This is a genomic window from Escherichia sp. MOD1-EC6098 (assembly GCF_002965865.1).
In the GTDB taxonomy this organism is placed as follows: Bacteria; Pseudomonadota; Gammaproteobacteria; order Enterobacterales; family Enterobacteriaceae; genus Escherichia; species Escherichia marmotae.
Genome location: NZ_PTSN01000007.1, coordinates 123,779 through 139,373 on the forward strand (window position 1 = coordinate 123,779; position 15,595 = coordinate 139,373).

The window sequence follows — 15,595 nt, forward strand, 5'->3', positions numbered from 1 at the left end:
TACGCCACCCTAAACATAAGCAGCGTTAATGTAAGGTTTTGGCGTGGACTGGCTTCTTGATGTTTTTGCTACCTGGCTTTATGGCTTAAAAGTAATCGCGATAACGTTAGCGGTCATAATGTTCATCAGCGGACTGGACGATTTTTTCATTGATGTCGTCTACTGGGTTCGTCGCATTAAGCGCAAGTTGAGTGTTTATCGGCGCTACCCACGAATGAGTTACCGCGAACTGTACAAACCAGATGAAAAACCGTTAGCGATTATGGTTCCGGCGTGGAATGAAACTGGCGTCATCGGCAATATGGCCGAGCTGGCGGCAACCACGCTCGACTATGAAAACTATCATATCTTTGTCGGCACTTACCCGAACGACCCCGATACTCAGCGTGATGTTGACGAAGTGTGTGCTCGCTTCCCGAACGTGCATAAGGTGGTCTGCGCACGTCCTGGCCCCACCAGCAAAGCAGATTGTCTGAACAATGTGCTGGACGCCATCACCCAGTTTGAGCGAAGCGCCAATTTCGCCTTTGCGGGTTTTATTCTGCATGACGCCGAAGATGTGATTTCGCCAATGGAACTGCGTCTGTTCAACTACCTTGTCGAGCGTAAGGATCTGATTCAGATCCCGGTGTATCCGTTCGAACGCGAATGGACGCACTTCACCAGCATGACCTATATCGATGAGTTTTCCGAACTGCATGGCAAAGATGTTCCGGTGCGTGAAGCCCTCGCCGGACAGGTGCCCAGCGCAGGTGTTGGCACCTGTTTCAGCCGCCGCGCCGTGACCGCGCTGTTGGCTGACGGTGACGGCATTGCTTTTGACGTGCAAAGTCTCACCGAAGATTACGACATTGGTTTCCGCCTGAAAGAGAAAGGAATGACGGAGATTTTTGTCCGTTTTCCGGTGGTGGACGAAGCTAAAGAACGCGAGCAGCGTAAATTTTTACAGCACGCGCGGACGTCAAACATGATCTGCGTGCGCGAATATTTCCCCGATACCTTTTCCACCGCAGTACGGCAAAAGTCTCGCTGGATCATCGGCATTGTTTTCCAGGGATTTAAAACCCATAAATGGACTTCCAGCCTGACACTCAACTACTTTCTCTGGCGTGACCGCAAAGGGGCAATCAGCAACTTTGTTAGTTTCCTCGCGATGCTAGTGATGATCCAGCTTTTGCTGTTACTGGCGTATGAAAGTTTATGGCCTGATGCCTGGCATTTTCTTTCTATTTTCAGCGGCAGCGCATGGTTAATGACCCTGCTATGGCTAAACTTTGGCTTGATGGTTAACCGTATTGTGCAGCGGGTGATTTTTGTCACCGGTTACTACGGCCTGACGCAGGGCCTGCTATCCGTCCTGCGGCTATTCTGGGGCAACCTGATTAACTTTATGGCTAACTGGCGCGCGTTGAAACAGGTGCTTCAACATGGCGATCCGCGTCGCGTAGCGTGGGATAAAACGACGCACGATTTCCCCAGCGTGACTGGCGATACCCGTTCGTTGCGCCCGTTAGGTCAAATTTTGTTGGAAAATCAGGTCATCACCGAAGAACAACTCGATACAGCACTGCGTAATCGCGTCGAAGGTCTGCGTCTCGGCGGTTCGATGCTGATGCAAGGGTTGATCAGCGCAGAGCAACTGGCGCAGGCACTGGCGGAGCAAAACGGTGTGGCGTGGGAATCGATCGATGCCTGGCAGATCCCTTCCTCGCTGATTGCCGAAATGCCGGCTTCCGTAGCACTGCATTATGCGGTGCTGCCGCTGCGTCTGGAAAATGATGAGTTAATTGTCGGTAGTGAAGACGGCATTGATCCGGTGTCACTGGCGGCACTGACGCGCAAGGTTGGACGTAAAGTGCGCTACGTCATTGTTCTGCGCGGGCAAATTGTCACCGGATTACGCCACTGGTATGCACGCCGCCGCGGTCACGATCCGCGGGCAATGTTGTACAATGCGGTTCAGCATCAGTGGCTCACGGGACAACAGGCCAGCGATATTTGGCAGCAATATGTGCCGCATCAGTTCCTGTTTGCCGAAATACTGACCACACTCGGCCATATTAATCGTTCAGCGATTAATGTGCTGCTACTGCGTCATGAACGCAGCTCTCTGCCGCTCGGCAAATTTTTGGTTACTGAAGGTGTCATCAGCCAGGAAACGCTGGATCGCGTACTGACAATTCAACGCGAATTACAAGTTTCGATGCAATCTCTATTACTCAAAGCAGGTTTAACCACAGAACAGGTTGCGCAACTGGAGTCCGAAAATGAAGGAAAATAACCTTAATCGCATCATCGGATGGTCTGGTTTACTGCTGACGTCTTTATTGAGTACTGGCGCACTCGCAGACAATATTGGCACCAGCGCCAAAGAGCTGGGGCTTAGCGACTATCGCCATTTTGTTATTTATCCCCGCCTCGATAAGGCGCTGAAAGCACAGAAAAATAACGACGAAGCAACCGCCATCCGTGAATTTGAATATATTCATCAGCAGGTGCCGGATAATATTCCGCTGACTTTATATCTGGCAGAAGCCTATCGCCATTTTGGTCATGATGACCGCGCGCGGCTGTTGCTTGAGGATCAGCTTAAACGAACTCCCGGCGATGCCCGGCTTCAACGTAGCCTTGCGGCAATTCCTGTGGAAGTCAAAACAGTGAATACCGTCGAGGAACTGCTGGCCCAGCAAAAAGCGTGCGATGCTGCGCCGACTCTGCGTTGCCGTAGTGAGGTTGGGCAGAATGCGCTGCGGCTGGCACAGTTATCTGTTGCCAAAGCGCAACTGAACGATGCGACGTTTGCCGCATCGCCGGAAGGAAAAACGTTACGAACCGATCTGCTGCAACGCGCAATCTACCTGAAACAATGGTCCCAGGCGGATACGCTATACAATGAAGCACGCCAGCAGAATACATTAAGCGCAGCAGAGCGCCGTCAGTGGTTTGACGTGCTTCTTGCCGGGCATCTGGATGATCGGATCCTGGCGCTGCAATCAGTGGGGATCTTCACCGATCCACAGTCGTATATTACTTACGCGACCGCACTGGCTTATCGTGGCGAAAAAGCACGCCTCCAGCGTTATCTCGCTGAAAACAAACCTCTGTTCACTACTGACTTACAAGAGAAAAGCTGGCTCTATCTGTTATCAAAATACAGTGACACTCCGGTGCAAGCGTTGGCGAATTACACGGTACAGTTTGCCGATAACCGCCAGTACGTTATTGGCGCAACGCTTCCGGAGCTGTTAAAAGAGGGTCAGTACGACGCGGCGCAAAAACTGCTCGCCACCCTCCCCGCCAATGAAATGCTTGAAGAGCGTTATGCCGTCAGTGTGGCAACCCACAACAGAGTTGAAGCACTACGTCTGGCGCGGTTGCTGTATCAGCGAGAACCAGCAAATCTTACGCGCCTGGATCAACTGACCTGGCAACTGATGCAGAACGGACAGTCACGTGAAGCTGCCGATTTGTTACTGCAACGCTACCCTTTCCAGGGCGATGCAAGCGCCAGCCATACGTTAATGACGCGGCTGGCGTCTCTGTTGGAAAGTCATCCTTACCTGGCAACGCCAGCGAAAGTGGCGATTTTATCGAAACCGTTGCCGCTGGCGGCGCAACGCCAGTGGCAAAGCCAGTTGCCGGGTATTGCTGACAATTGCCCGGCAATCGTCCGTTTACTGGGCGATATGTCACCGACTTACGATGCAGCCGCCTGGAACCGTCTGGCGAAGTGTTATCGGGAGACGCTACCTGGTGTGGCGTTGTATGCATGGCTTCAGGCAGAAAAACGGCAACCGAACGCGTGGCAACATCGCGCGGTGGCCTATCAGGCGTATCAGGTTGAAGACTACGCCACCGCACTGGCGGCCTGGCAGAAAATCAGTCTTCACGACATGAGCAATGAAGATCTGCTCGCTGCCGCCAATACCGCCCAGGCGGCTGGAAATGGCACGGCTCGCGATCGCTGGCTTCAGCAGGCAGAACAACGCGGGCTGGGCAACAATGCTCAGTATTGGTGGCTACATGCACAACGTTATATTCCTACTCAGCCAGAACTTGCACTGAACGATCTCACTCGATCAATTAACATTGCGCCTTCAGCTAACGCTTACGTTGCGCGGGCGACGATTTATCGGCAACGTCATAATGTCTCAGCGGCAGTGAGCGATTTGCGCGCCGCTCTGGAACTGGAACCGAATAACAGCAATACCCAGGCGGCGCTCGGTTACGCCTTGTGGGATAGCGGCGATATCGCGCAGTCGCGGGAGATGCTGGAACAGGCGCATAAAGGGCTACCGGACGATCCGGCACTCATCAGACAACTGGCTTACGTGAATCAGCGTCTGGATGATATGCCTGCGACGCAACACTACGCCCGGCTGGTGATTGATGACATTGATAACCAGGCGCTGATTACACCGCTGACACCGGAACAAAATCAGCAACGCTTCAATTTCCGTCGTCTGCATGAGGACGTTGGTCGCCGCTGGACGTTCAGTTTCGATTCCTCCATCGGCTTGCGTTCCGGCGCGATGAGTTCAGCTAGCAATAACGTCGGTGGCGCTGCGCCAGGTAAAAGCTATCGTAGCTACGGACAACTGGAAGCCGAATACCGCATCGGGCGCAATATACTGCTGGAAGGCGACCTGCTTTCGGTTTACAGCCGTGTGTTTGCCGATACCGGAGAAAACGGTGTGGTGATGCCGGTGAAAAATCCGATGTCCGGCACCGGCCTGCGCTGGAAGCCGCTGCGCGATCAGATCTTTTTCCTTGCCGTTGAACAGCAGTTCCCGCTGAATGGGCAAAATGGCACCTCCGACACCATGCTGCGTGCCAGCGCCTCGTTCTTTAACGGCGGCAAATACAGCGATGAGTGGCACCCGAACGGTTCAGGCTGGTTTGCCCAAAATCTGTATCTCGATGCGGCGCAATATGTCCGCCAGGATATTCAGGCGTGGACGGCTGATTACCGTGTGAGCTGGCATCAGAAAGTCGCGAACGGGCAGACAATCGAACCTTACGCTCACATACAGGATAACGGCTATCGTGATAAAGGCACTCAGGGCGCACAGCTTGGTGGCGTCGGCGTGCGCTGGAATATCTGGACCGGCGAGACGCATTACGATGCCTGGCCGCACAAAGTCAGTCTCGGCGTCGAATATCAGCATACCTTTAAGGTGATTAATCAACGTAGCGGGGAGCGCAACAACGCGTTTCTCACCATTGGAGTGCACTGGTAAATGCGTAAGTTCATTTTCGTATTGCTGACACTGCTCCTGGTCAGCCCTTTTTCCTTTGCAATGAAAGGTATTATCTGGCAACCGCAAAACCGTGACAGTCAGGTCACCGACGCCCAGTGGCAGGGACTGATGAGTCAGTTGCGTCTCCAGGGCTTCGACACCCTGATTCTGCAATGGACTCGTTATGGCGATGCATTCACCCAGCCAGAACAGCGCGCGTTATTGTTTAAGCGTGCCGCAGCAGCGCAACAGGCTGGTCTGAAGCTGATTGTTGGTCTGAACGCCGATCCGGAATTTTTTCTGCATCAGAAGCAGTCATCTGCAGCGCTGGAAAGCTACCTTAATCGCCTGCTGGCCGCCGATCTCCAGCAAGCCAGATTATGGCGTGCCGCGCCTGGCGTAACGCCGGATGGCTGGTACATCAGTGCGGAAATTGACGATCTGAACTGGCGCAGTGAAGCCGCCCGACAACCTTTACTAAAATGGTTAAACAATACGCAGCGACTGATTAGCGATGTTTCAGCAAAACCGGTTTATATCAGTAGCTTTTTCGCTGGCAATATGTCGCCCGATGGCTATCGGCAACTGCTGGAACAAGTTAGAGCGACAGGCGTTAATGTCTGGGTACAGGATGGCGGCGGCGTTGATAAACTCACCGCCGAACAGCGTGACCGTTATCTGCAAGCCAGCGCAGATTGCCAAACTGCCTCACCCGCCAGCGGCATTGTTTATGAGTTGTTTGTCGCGGGCAAAGGTAAAACGTTTGCAGCTAAACCAAAACCGAATGCGGAGATCGCCTCGCTACTAGCAAAACGTTCCGCCTGTGGCAAAGACGCACTCTATTTCTCTCTGCGCTATTTGCCCGTCGCGCGTGGCATCCTCGAGTATTAATTGTTTAAGGGAGCAACTTTGCTTGCTCCCTTCCTTTTCACTTGCCTGATCAGAATCCTGTCTGTATTAATTCTCAGTTTTCAACGCATTTTATGCGTCTGACGTTTTTCAATTATTTAACCAAACCGCGATCAAAAAGTGATAGTGTAATTTGCGAAAGAGGAGGCGTTAAAGGAAGAATATAGGTGAAACTAATTTCATCGACTAACTGTTTGTTCTGGAGGTCTTCATTCTCCTACCGGTCAATAGATAACCGGAAGGTTTTAAACTGCTGTTTGTCATGAAACTTCAAAGCTCATTCTTTCATACGTTATCTTTTAATTATCTGCCCTCCAGTCAAATATTCTTATCAGCGGTTACACCATTATATTCACAATAAACATCATTACCCGCTTTACCATTTGTCACCACATGATAGTTGCCATCAGATCTTGCAATGCTTCGGCTCAGGATTACGCTTGCGACGATTTGGCACTTTCCAGATATTCCCGTACATAACACAAATAAGCGGCGTAACCACTACTCAGAGGGATTATATAATCATATTTATACCACTATATAACTTTTAAATAAGAACAATTATTCATCAAGCGCATTAATATCAGCATATTCCTTTACACAGGAATAAAACCTTTTATTTAATAAACAAAGAGAGTCAATGATGAGTAAAATTACAGGCGTTTTAGTTGACAACCATATCTATGATATTAAAAATGATATGACGAATGGTTACCATTTCCCTAACTGCTTGTTTCCAGGTGCCACCTTTAAGATGGTCATTGATAATGACCCGGTTAATAATGACAAGGTAAAATGGAGCTGTAGCACTGATGCAGACAATAATGTTCTGGCGATCAGTCAGGATGGCACAGTAACTTTTCCTGACGTTGACGAAAAGTGCATCGGGAATATTTTTGCCATTTTCGCTACTGATAAATCAACGAACAAATCTGCCGGTATTTATATGTTTACCGTGAAGCGTTTTTTCAAATACAGCATTGAAACTTATAATTCAGTTAAAGATATTTTACCGTGGGTTAAAAAAATGAACGGAGAATTTCCCGAAGCGCAGGATATCGATAGTTACGATTATAATGATCATGATTCAGGGCATATTATTAAGCGAGAAGTTAACGCAGGACTTTACCAGGAATGGGGCGATGTAGCTAATAGTGGATGGAACACAAATAGTGAATGTGCGGGCATTTGTAGAATTTACGCTTTTAATAAAGAAGATAATATTTATTATTGGCTTAAAAATGATGGGGTCAGACAGGAATTGAGCGTGGGTTTCACCGCTCAGGCAGTTGCATCCTACGGTGAATCCATCGCCTGATTGTGTTTTTGTCCACTATCATTTGTATTATTGTAGCGTAAACATTCACTGAAATTATAAAATTTAACTTACGTAAAACCACCCGTTCAGCGGGTGGCTCTCATATTTATCCACGATGTGGATGAAGTTTAAAAAACAAACAGACTTAAGAGTTTCTTGTTATATTGCTATAAACCATTTAATCACAAAATGCCGACAGTATTTCTTGCCTACAACTTTGTTATTGCTATTCAAAACACAAATATGGTAATCCCCTGCTCCACTTGCCAAAAAACATTTACCCGCAGTATAAAAAAGCAGCCCGTATAAACATACGGGCTGACGTATTTCATTAAACTCGAACGAAACTCTTTTTAATGTGGTGCGCTTCGTGACAATAAGTTAATTACCAACACTCCGGCACAAATCAACATCATGCCTATAATGGCTGGAAGATCCAGCCGTTGGCCGAAAAATCCCCAGGAAAGTAAGCTAATCAGGACGATACCGACGCCTGACCAGATAGCATAAGCAATCCCTGTAGGAATATAAGCCAGCGTCTGAGCTAATAACCAGAATGATGTACAGTAACAAATAATTGTACCAACAGAGGGCCATAACCGTGTAAAACCCTCTGAAAACTTCATTAAAGTTGTACCAATAACCTCTGCAAGTATTGCACCACCAAGATAAATATAAGGGTTCATAGCATATTCATTCCTGTTAATACCGGAGAGAATTGTACTACAGTTCGAACTTAACTCACTGGTTCCCCCTGGTGCATTCATTGATGCTCTTCATCAGTGCTTCAGGGAATGGGCGGATGGGGATCCATAGAAATGGTGCATAGATATGCTCACCTTACGTCTAATCATTTGACAGAGCACGCGAGGAAAATAGACGATATTTTTGGTAATGATGCCCCAAATACGTCCACTCTGAAATTATGAAGGTGGTAAAGAAGGTGTAACTGGTTGAATTGTAATGGCGCGCCCTGCAGGATTCGAACCTGCGGCCCACGACTTAGAAGGTCGTTGCTCTATCCAACTGAGCTAAGGGCGCATTGATACCACGATGTGCTGTAATCGCGTGAATTATACGGTCAACCCTTGCTGAGTCAATGGCTTTTGAACTGGTTGCTGAACAAGTGTACGGTCGTGTCTGATTTATCTCACTACGACGGCAAACCAACGGCGGTTATCATTATCGGCGTTAATCTGCCTGGTACAGAAGGTTTTACTTTTCAGAAAACGAAAACTGACAGCGCGCTACGCTTCTGACAAAATAGACGCATCCCCTTCGACCTACGTAACAGATGGAATCCTCTCTCTGATGGCAGCAAAGATTATTGACGGTAAAACGATTGCGCAGCAGGTGCGCTCTGAAGTTGCTCAAAAAGTTCAGGCACGCGTTGCGGCCGGACTGCGGGCGCCAGGACTGGCCGTTGTGCTGGTCGGCAGCAACCCTGCATCGCAAATTTATGTCGCAAGCAAACGCAAAGCTTGCGAAGAAGTCGGGTTCGTCTCCCGCTCCTATGACCTTCCTGAAACCACCAGCGAAGCAGAACTGCTTGAGCTTATCGATGCGCTGAATGCCGACAATACCATCGATGGTATTCTGGTGCAGTTGCCGCTTCCGGCGGGAATTGACTACGTCAAAGTACTGGAACGTATTCACCCGGACAAAGACGTAGACGGTTTCCATCCTTATAACGTTGGTCGTCTGTGCCAGCGTGCGCCGCGCCTGCGTCCTTGCACCCCGCGCGGTATCGTCACGCTGCTTGAGCGTTACAACATTGATACCTTTGGCCTTAATGCTGTGGTGATTGGTGCATCGAATATCGTCGGTCGCCCGATGAGCATGGAACTGCTACTGGCAGGTTGCACCACCACCGTGACTCACCGCTTCACCAAAAATCTGCGTCATCATGTGGAAAACGCCGATTTGTTGATCGTCGCCGTCGGCAAGCCAGGCTTTATTCCCGGTGACTGGATCAAAGAAGGCGCAATTGTGATTGATGTCGGTATCAACCGTCTGGAAAATGGCAAAGTTGTGGGCGACGTCGTGTTTGAAGAAGCGGCTAAGCGCGCCTCATACATTACGCCTGTTCCTGGCGGCGTTGGCCCAATGACGGTTGCCACGCTGATTGAAAACACGCTACAGGCGTGCGTTGAATATCATGATCCACAGGGTGAGTAACATGGCGACATTTTCTTTAGGTAAACATCCGCACGTTGAGCTGTGCGACTTGCTGAAACTGGAAGGCTGGAGCGAAAGCGGCGCGCAGGCGAAAATCGCGATTGCTGAAGGCCAGGTGAAAGTCGACGGCGCAGTTGAAACGCGCAAACGTTGCAAAATCGTCGCCGGTCAGACAGTGAGTTTTGCAGGTCACAGCGTACAGGTTGTTGCCTGACCCCATTCCGGCCTGCCTGTATGCAGGCCGATTCTCTTTTCAGACCTTTGCCCTCTTCGTTGCTTTCATTCATGCTGTTAGCATCAACATTTTGCCGAAGCAATCATCATGCCAACCGTTATTACCCACGCCGCCGTCCCCCTTTGTATTGGTTTAGGGTTGGGGTCGAAAATCATCCCGCCGCGTCTGTTATTTGCCGGAATCGTCCTGGCGATGCTGCCAGACGCCGACGTATTGTCGTTTAAATTTGGCGTTGCCTACGGCAATGTTTTTGGCCATCGCGGTTTTACTCATTCGCTGGTATTTGCGTTTGTTGTCCCGCTGTTATGCGTGCTTATTGGGCATCGATGGTTCAGGACGGGGCTGATTCGCTGCTGGCTATTTTTAACCGTATCGCTGCTATCACACAGCTTGCTGGATTCGGTAACCACTGGCGGCAAAGGTGTTGGCTGGTTGTGGCCGTGGTCAGAGGAACGATTTTTCGCCTCCTGGCAGGTGATTAAAGTCGCGCCGTTTGCGTTATCACGTTACACCACGCCATATGGGCATCAGGTGATTATTTCAGAGCTAATGTGGGTATGGCTACCAGGAATAATAGTGATGGGAATATTGTGGTGGAGCAGGCGTAAATTGCGCTGAGCGTATCCTCTCCCTTGCGGGAGAGGATAAGAGTGAGGGTGTTACTTACGACGCCAGGTGGTTCCTTGCGGACCATCTTCCAGCACGATCCCCATCTCGTTAAGACGATCACGCGCCGCATCCGCTGCCGCCCAGTCTTTGGCTTTACGAGCATCCAGACGCTGTTGAATTAACGCTTCAATCTCAGCCACTTCGCTGTCGTCTGCCTGTGCGCCGCTTTGCAGGAACGCTTCCGGTTCTTGCTCCAGCAGACCCAGCACGGCAGAGAGTTTACGCAGGTGAGACGCCATTGCGTTCGCCGCTGCCATATCTTCTGCTTTCAGACGGTTCACTTCACGCGCCATATCAAACAACACGGAATAGGCTTCCGGCGTGTTGAAGTCGTCATTCATCGCCTCGATAAAGCGCGCTTCAAACGCTTCGCCACCCGCAGGAGCAACGGTTTTGTCTGTGCCACGCAGCGCAGTGTAGAGACGTTCCAGAGCCGCACGCGCCTGTTTCAGGTTCTCTTCACTGTAGTTCAACTGGCTGCGATAGTGACCCGACATCAGGAAGTAACGCACGGTTTCGGCGTCGTAGTATTTCAGCACATCGCGCACGGTGAAGAAGTTACCCAGCGATTTGGACATCTTCTCGCGGTCAACCATCACCATGCCGGAGTGCATCCAGTAGTTGACGTATTGACCATCGTGCGCACAGGTGGACTGGGCAATTTCGTTCTCGTGGTGCGGGAACATCAGGTCAGAACCGCCGCCGTGGATATCAAAGTGATTACCCAACTGTTTGCAGTTCATTGCCGAACATTCAATGTGCCAGCCAGGACGACCCGCGCCCCACGGAGAAGGCCAGCTCGGTTCGCCCTCTTTCGACATCTTCCACAGCACGAAGTCCATCGGGTTGCGTTTGTCATCGACCACGTCAACGCGCGCGCCTGCCTGCAACTGGTCGAGATCCTGACGCGAGAGCACGCCGTAAGTTGGATCGGTCGGTACGTCGAACATCACGTCGCCGTTGTCCGCCACATAGGCGTGACCTTTAGCAATCAGTTGTTCAGTGAGTTCAATAATTTCTGCGATATGGTGCGTTGCACGCGGCTCCATGTCCGGGCGCAGGATATTCAAAGCATCGAAATCTTTGTGCATTTCAGCGATCATGCGATCCACCAGTGCCACAAAGCTTTCGCCGTTTTCATTGGCGCGTTTGATGATTTTGTCGTCGATATCGGTAATGTTGCGCACATACTTCAGCTTATAACCGAGGAAACGCAGGTAACGCGCAACTACGTCAAAGGCGACAAAAGTACGCCCATGACCAATATGACAGAGATCGTAAACGGTGATTCCACACACGTACATGCCGACTTCCCCGGCGTGAATAGGCTTAAATTCCTCTTTTTGGCGTGTCAGAGTATTGAAGATTTTTAGCATCGAAGATTCCGTTTAGACATGTGTGGGTAATTGAGTTGCGTATAATACCCATATTTCCCGCGCGAATCAGCATACATTGCGAGATGATCCGATCGTGCGGTTATGCTATAACACCACCCTATATATGACCCGAACCGGGTTGAAGCACCAATCAAACGGAACAGGATGCAAAAATGGTTACTTTCCACACCAATCACGGCGATATTGTCATCAAAACTTTTGACGATAAAGCACCTGAAACAGTTAAAAACTTCCTGGACTACTGCCGCGAAGGTTTTTACAACAACACCATTTTCCACCGTGTTATCAACGGCTTTATGATTCAGGGCGGCGGTTTTGAACCGGGCATGAAGCAAAAAGCCACCAAAGAGCCAATCAAAAACGAAGCCAACAACGGTCTGAAAAACACCCGTGGTACGCTGGCAATGGCTCGTACTCAGGCTCCGCACTCTGCAACTGCCCAGTTCTTCATCAACGTGGTTGATAACGACTTCCTGAACTTCTCCGGCGAGAGCCTGCAAGGTTGGGGTTACTGCGTATTTGCCGAAGTGGTTGAAGGCATGGACGTAGTCGACAAAATTAAAGGTGTCGCAACCGGTCGTAGCGGTATGCACCAGGACGTGCCAAAAGAAGACGTTATCATTGAAAGCGTGACCGTTAGCGAGTAATCGTGGCGACACTCTTTATTGCAGATCTTCATCTCTGCGTGGAAGAACCGGCGATCACCGCCGGTTTTCTGCGTTTTTTAGCGGGAGAAGCCCGCAAGGCCGACGCGCTGTATATTCTTGGCGATCTGTTTGAAGCATGGATTGGCGACGATGATCCCAGCCCGTTTCATCGCCAGATGGCGGCGGCGATCAAAGCGGTATCCGACTCCGGCGTTCCCTGTTATTTCATTCATGGCAACCGTGATTTTCTGCTCGGCAAACGCTTTGCCCGTGAAAGCGGTATGACGTTATTGCCAGAAGAAAAAGTGCTCGAACTTTATGGTCGTCGGGTGCTGATTATGCATGGCGACACGCTGTGCACCGATGACGTCGGTTATCAGGCTTTTCGCGCCAAAGTCCACAAGCCCTGGTTGCAAACGCTATTCCTCGCCCTGCCGCTGTTTTTACGTAAACGTATTGCTGCGCGAATGCGCGCAAACAGTAAAGAAGCCAACAGCAGTAAATCGCTGGCGATCATGGACGTTAACCAAAACGCGGTGGTCAGTGCGATGGAAAAGCATCAGGTGCAATGGCTGATCCACGGGCATACGCATCGCCCGGCGGTGCATGAACTCATCGCCAATGCGCAACCTGCTTTCCGCGTCGTGCTGGGAGCCTGGCATACCGAAGGTTCGATGGTGAAAGTCACGGCAGATGACGTTGAGCTAATCCATTTTCCTTTCTGACCGCGAATGAACAGATTCTGAAAAAGCGCCAGACTACCGCAACCTGTATATCTTTTTCTGAGTCAGCAAGGTAATAAGTCCCTGAGTGAAATAACAACAGGGAATATTATTATGCGACGCTGCAACGGATTTTTGATTTCTGGCATCGCCCTTACGGCAGGAGCGCCTCTGTGTATTAGCTGGTTTGGCCTTGTCGGCTTCTATTTTGGCGTATTGTCACTGGTAGTTGCAGCGGTCATTTCGTGGATAGTCTATTTCTGGCTCATTTACTTAGTACTCACCCGCCCCCATAACCAACGTTTTGTCGAAAGATTTGTATTGATTGTCGGTATTTGCTTTTTTCCGTGGAGCATTGTGCTGATATGGGCATTCTTTGCCAGTTCATCCAGAGCGCATAATCAACACGCAGATCAGATTAAAAACTCAACAAATGACGGTTAATCCCGCCTACGCAACCGTTTTCCTTGCTCTCTTTCCGTGCTATTCTCTGTGCCCTCTAAAGCCGAGAGTTGTGCACCACAGGAGTTTTAAGACGCATGTCTTCCCGCAATAATCCGGCGCGTGTCGCCATCGTGATGGGGTCCAAAAGCGACTGGGCTACCATGCAGTTCGCCGCCGAAATCTTCGAAATCCTGAATGTCCCGCACCACGTAGAAGTGGTATCTGCTCACCGCACCCCTGATAAACTGTTCAGCTTCGCTAAAAGCGCCGAAGAGAACGGTTATCAGGTGATTATTGCGGGCGCTGGCGGCGCAGCGCACCTGCCAGGCATGATTGCCGCAAAAACGCTGGTGCCGGTGCTGGGCGTACCAGTACAGAGCGCCGCACTGAGCGGTGTCGATAGCCTCTACTCCATCGTGCAAATGCCGCGCGGCATTCCGGTGGGTACGCTGGCGATTGGTAAAGCGGGCGCGGCAAACGCGGCGTTACTGGCAGCACAAATTCTTGCTACTCATGATAAAGAACTGCACCAGCGTCTGAATGACTGGCGCAAAGCCCAGACCGACGAAGTACTGGAAAACCCGGACCCGCGAGGTGCGGCATGAAACAGGTTTGCGTCCTCGGTAACGGGCAGTTAGGCCGTATGTTGCGCCAGGCAGGCGAACCGTTAGGCATTGCTGTCTGGCCGGTCGGGCTGGACGCTGAACCGGCGGCGGTGCCTTTTCAACAAAGCGTGATTACCGCTGAGATCGAACGCTGGCCAGAAACCGCATTAACTCGCGAGCTGGCGCGCCATCCGGCCTTTGTGAACCGCGATGTATTCCCGATTATTGCCGATCGCCTGACTCAGAAGCAGCTTTTCGACAAACTTCACCTACCGACCGCGCCGTGGCAGTTACTTGCCGATCGCAGCGAGTGGCCTGCGGTGTTTGATCGTTTAGGTGAGCTGGCGATTGTTAAGCGTCGTATTGGTGGCTATGACGGTCGCGGTCAATGGCGTTTACGCGCCGATGAAACCGAACAGTTACCGGCTGAATGCTACGGCGAATGTATTGTCGAGCAGGGCATTAACTTCTCTGGCGAAGTGTCACTGGTTGGCGCGCGCGGCTTTGATGGCAGCACAGTGTTTTATCCGCTGACGCACAACCTGCATCAGGACGGTATTTTACGCACCAGCGTGGCTTTCCCGCAGGCCAATGCACCGCAGCAGGCGCAGGCCGAAGAAATGCTGTCAGCGATTATGCAGGAACTGGGTTATGTCGGTGTGATGGCGATGGAGTGTTTTGTCACCCCGCAAGGTCTGTTGATCAACGAACTGGCTCCGCGTGTGCATAACAGCGGTCACTGGACGCAAAACGGTGCCAGCATCAGCCAGTTTGAGCTGCACCTGCGGGCGATTACCGATCTGCCGTTACCGCAACCGGTGGTTAATAGCCCGTCGGTGATGATCAACCTGATTGGTAGCGATGTGAACTATGACTGGCTGAAACTGCCGCTGGTGCATCTGCACTGGTACGACAAAGAAGTACGCCCAGGTCGTAAAGTGGGGCATCTGAATTTGACCGACAGCGACACATCGCGTCTGACCGCGACGCTGGAAGCATTAATCCCACTGCTGCCGCCGGAGTATGCCAGCGGCGTGATTTGGGCGCAGAGTAAGTTCAGTTAACCTGGTGCTCATATTCTTGCCGGATGCGGCGGGAACGCCTTATCCGGCCTACCGATCCGGCACCAATTGTAGGCCTGATAAGATGCGCCAGCATCGCATCAGGCATCGTGCGCCAATTGCCGGATGCGGCGGGAACGCCTTATCCGGCCTACCGATCCGGCACCAAT

15 protein-coding genes, 1 tRNA gene and 1 pseudogene are annotated in these 15,595 nt (G+C 50.9%); 14 read left to right on the top strand and 3 right to left on the bottom strand.

Going from position 1 to position 15,595, the window contains the following annotated elements:
- Positions 1-43: 43 nt before the first annotated feature.
- The 4 genes from nfrB to C0K55_RS10180 all read left to right on the top strand — a co-directional run bounded on the left by nfrB (position 44) and on the right by C0K55_RS10180 (position 7,467).
- The gene (nfrB, locus tag C0K55_RS10165) at positions 44-2,281 is read left to right on the top strand and encodes a cyclic di-3',5'-guanylate-activated glycosyltransferase NfrB (RefSeq protein ID WP_105266044.1); all 2,238 of its coding nucleotides are present in this window, start codon (positions 44-46) and stop codon (positions 2,279-2,281) included.
- Positions 2,268-5,240 carry a bacteriophage adsorption protein NfrA gene (gene nfrA / locus C0K55_RS10170; protein ID WP_105266043.1) on the top strand — a complete coding sequence of 991 codons (2,973 nt, stop codon included), beginning with the start codon at positions 2,268-2,270 and terminating at the stop codon, positions 5,238-5,240. Before nfrB ends, nfrA begins: the two co-directional genes overlap by 14 nt.
- Entirely contained in the window at positions 5,241-6,131 is an 891-nt protein-coding gene (locus tag C0K55_RS10175) for a DUF4434 family protein (RefSeq protein ID WP_001515933.1), read from the top strand.
- Between the two features lie 658 nt (positions 6,132-6,789).
- Positions 6,790-7,467 (top strand): hypothetical protein, encoded by a 678-nt coding sequence (locus C0K55_RS10180; protein WP_061090772.1) that lies wholly within the window; start codon positions 6,790-6,792, stop codon positions 7,465-7,467.
- Positions 7,468-7,820: 353 nt separating this feature from the next.
- Here the strand turns inward: C0K55_RS10180 and emrE are convergent, their stop codons facing one another.
- Positions 7,821-8,153 carry a multidrug efflux SMR transporter EmrE gene (gene emrE / locus C0K55_RS10185; protein WP_001070455.1) on the bottom strand — a complete coding sequence of 111 codons (333 nt, stop codon included), beginning with the start codon at positions 8,151-8,153 and terminating at the stop codon, positions 7,821-7,823.
- Between the two features lie 93 nt (positions 8,154-8,246).
- On the opposite strand from emrE, the pseudogene C0K55_RS10190 reads away from it, so the two are divergent.
- Positions 8,247-8,416 (top strand): annotated as a pseudogene (locus tag C0K55_RS10190) (integrase); the annotation flags it as partial.
- Between the two features lie 15 nt (positions 8,417-8,431).
- Here the strand turns inward: C0K55_RS10190 and C0K55_RS10195 are convergent.
- A tRNA-Arg gene (locus C0K55_RS10195) sits at positions 8,432-8,508 on the bottom strand.
- 95 nt (positions 8,509-8,603) lie between these two features.
- Between C0K55_RS10195 and C0K55_RS26880 the strand changes: the two genes are divergently transcribed.
- The 4 genes from C0K55_RS26880 to C0K55_RS10215 all read left to right on the top strand — a co-directional run bounded on the left by C0K55_RS26880 (position 8,604) and on the right by C0K55_RS10215 (position 10,498).
- Positions 8,604-8,726, top strand: a complete 123-nt coding sequence (locus C0K55_RS26880; protein ID WP_256734171.1) for a hypothetical protein — start codon at positions 8,604-8,606, stop codon at positions 8,724-8,726.
- Between the two features lie 52 nt (positions 8,727-8,778).
- The gene (gene folD, locus C0K55_RS10205; protein ID WP_000729173.1) at positions 8,779-9,645 is read left to right on the top strand and encodes a bifunctional methylenetetrahydrofolate dehydrogenase/methenyltetrahydrofolate cyclohydrolase FolD; all 867 of its coding nucleotides are present in this window, start codon (positions 8,779-8,781) and stop codon (positions 9,643-9,645) included.
- A 1-nt stretch (position 9,646) separates the two neighbouring features.
- The gene (gene ybcJ / locus C0K55_RS10210; RefSeq protein ID WP_000190288.1) at positions 9,647-9,859 is read left to right on the top strand and encodes a ribosome-associated protein YbcJ; all 213 of its coding nucleotides are present in this window, start codon (positions 9,647-9,649) and stop codon (positions 9,857-9,859) included.
- A gap of 108 nt (positions 9,860-9,967) precedes the next feature.
- Positions 9,968-10,498: a metal-dependent hydrolase gene (locus tag C0K55_RS10215; RefSeq protein ID WP_061090771.1), complete on the top strand. Its 531-nt coding sequence runs from the start codon at positions 9,968-9,970 to the stop codon at positions 10,496-10,498.
- 41 nt (positions 10,499-10,539) lie between these two features.
- Here the strand turns inward: C0K55_RS10215 and cysS are convergent, their stop codons facing one another.
- Positions 10,540-11,925 (bottom strand): cysteine--tRNA ligase, encoded by a 1,386-nt coding sequence (gene cysS, locus C0K55_RS10220; RefSeq protein ID WP_000912352.1) that lies wholly within the window; start codon positions 11,923-11,925, stop codon positions 10,540-10,542.
- A 173-nt stretch (positions 11,926-12,098) separates the two neighbouring features.
- Here cysS and ppiB point away from each other — a divergent pair, with 173 nt between their 5' ends.
- The 5 genes from ppiB (at position 12,099) to purK (ending at position 15,428) form a co-directional block, all read left to right on the top strand.
- On the top strand, positions 12,099-12,593 hold the full coding sequence (gene ppiB / locus C0K55_RS10225) for a peptidylprolyl isomerase B (protein WP_000256002.1): 495 nt from the start codon (positions 12,099-12,101) through the stop codon (positions 12,591-12,593).
- 2 nt (positions 12,594-12,595) lie between these two features.
- Positions 12,596-13,318, top strand: coding sequence for a UDP-2,3-diacylglucosamine diphosphatase (gene lpxH, locus C0K55_RS10230; RefSeq protein ID WP_000212261.1), 723 nt, complete (start codon positions 12,596-12,598; stop codon positions 13,316-13,318).
- A 111-nt stretch (positions 13,319-13,429) separates the two neighbouring features.
- The gene (locus tag C0K55_RS10235) at positions 13,430-13,759 is read left to right on the top strand and encodes a hypothetical protein (RefSeq protein ID WP_001250482.1); all 330 of its coding nucleotides are present in this window, start codon (positions 13,430-13,432) and stop codon (positions 13,757-13,759) included.
- 95 nt (positions 13,760-13,854) lie between these two features.
- On the top strand, positions 13,855-14,364 hold the full coding sequence (gene purE / locus C0K55_RS10245) for a 5-(carboxyamino)imidazole ribonucleotide mutase (RefSeq protein ID WP_105266042.1): 510 nt from the start codon (positions 13,855-13,857) through the stop codon (positions 14,362-14,364).
- Positions 14,361-15,428, top strand: a complete 1,068-nt coding sequence (gene purK / locus C0K55_RS10250) for a 5-(carboxyamino)imidazole ribonucleotide synthase (RefSeq protein ID WP_000815515.1) — start codon at positions 14,361-14,363, stop codon at positions 15,426-15,428. Before purE ends, purK begins: the two co-directional genes overlap by 4 nt.
- Positions 15,429-15,595 lie beyond the last annotated feature (167 nt).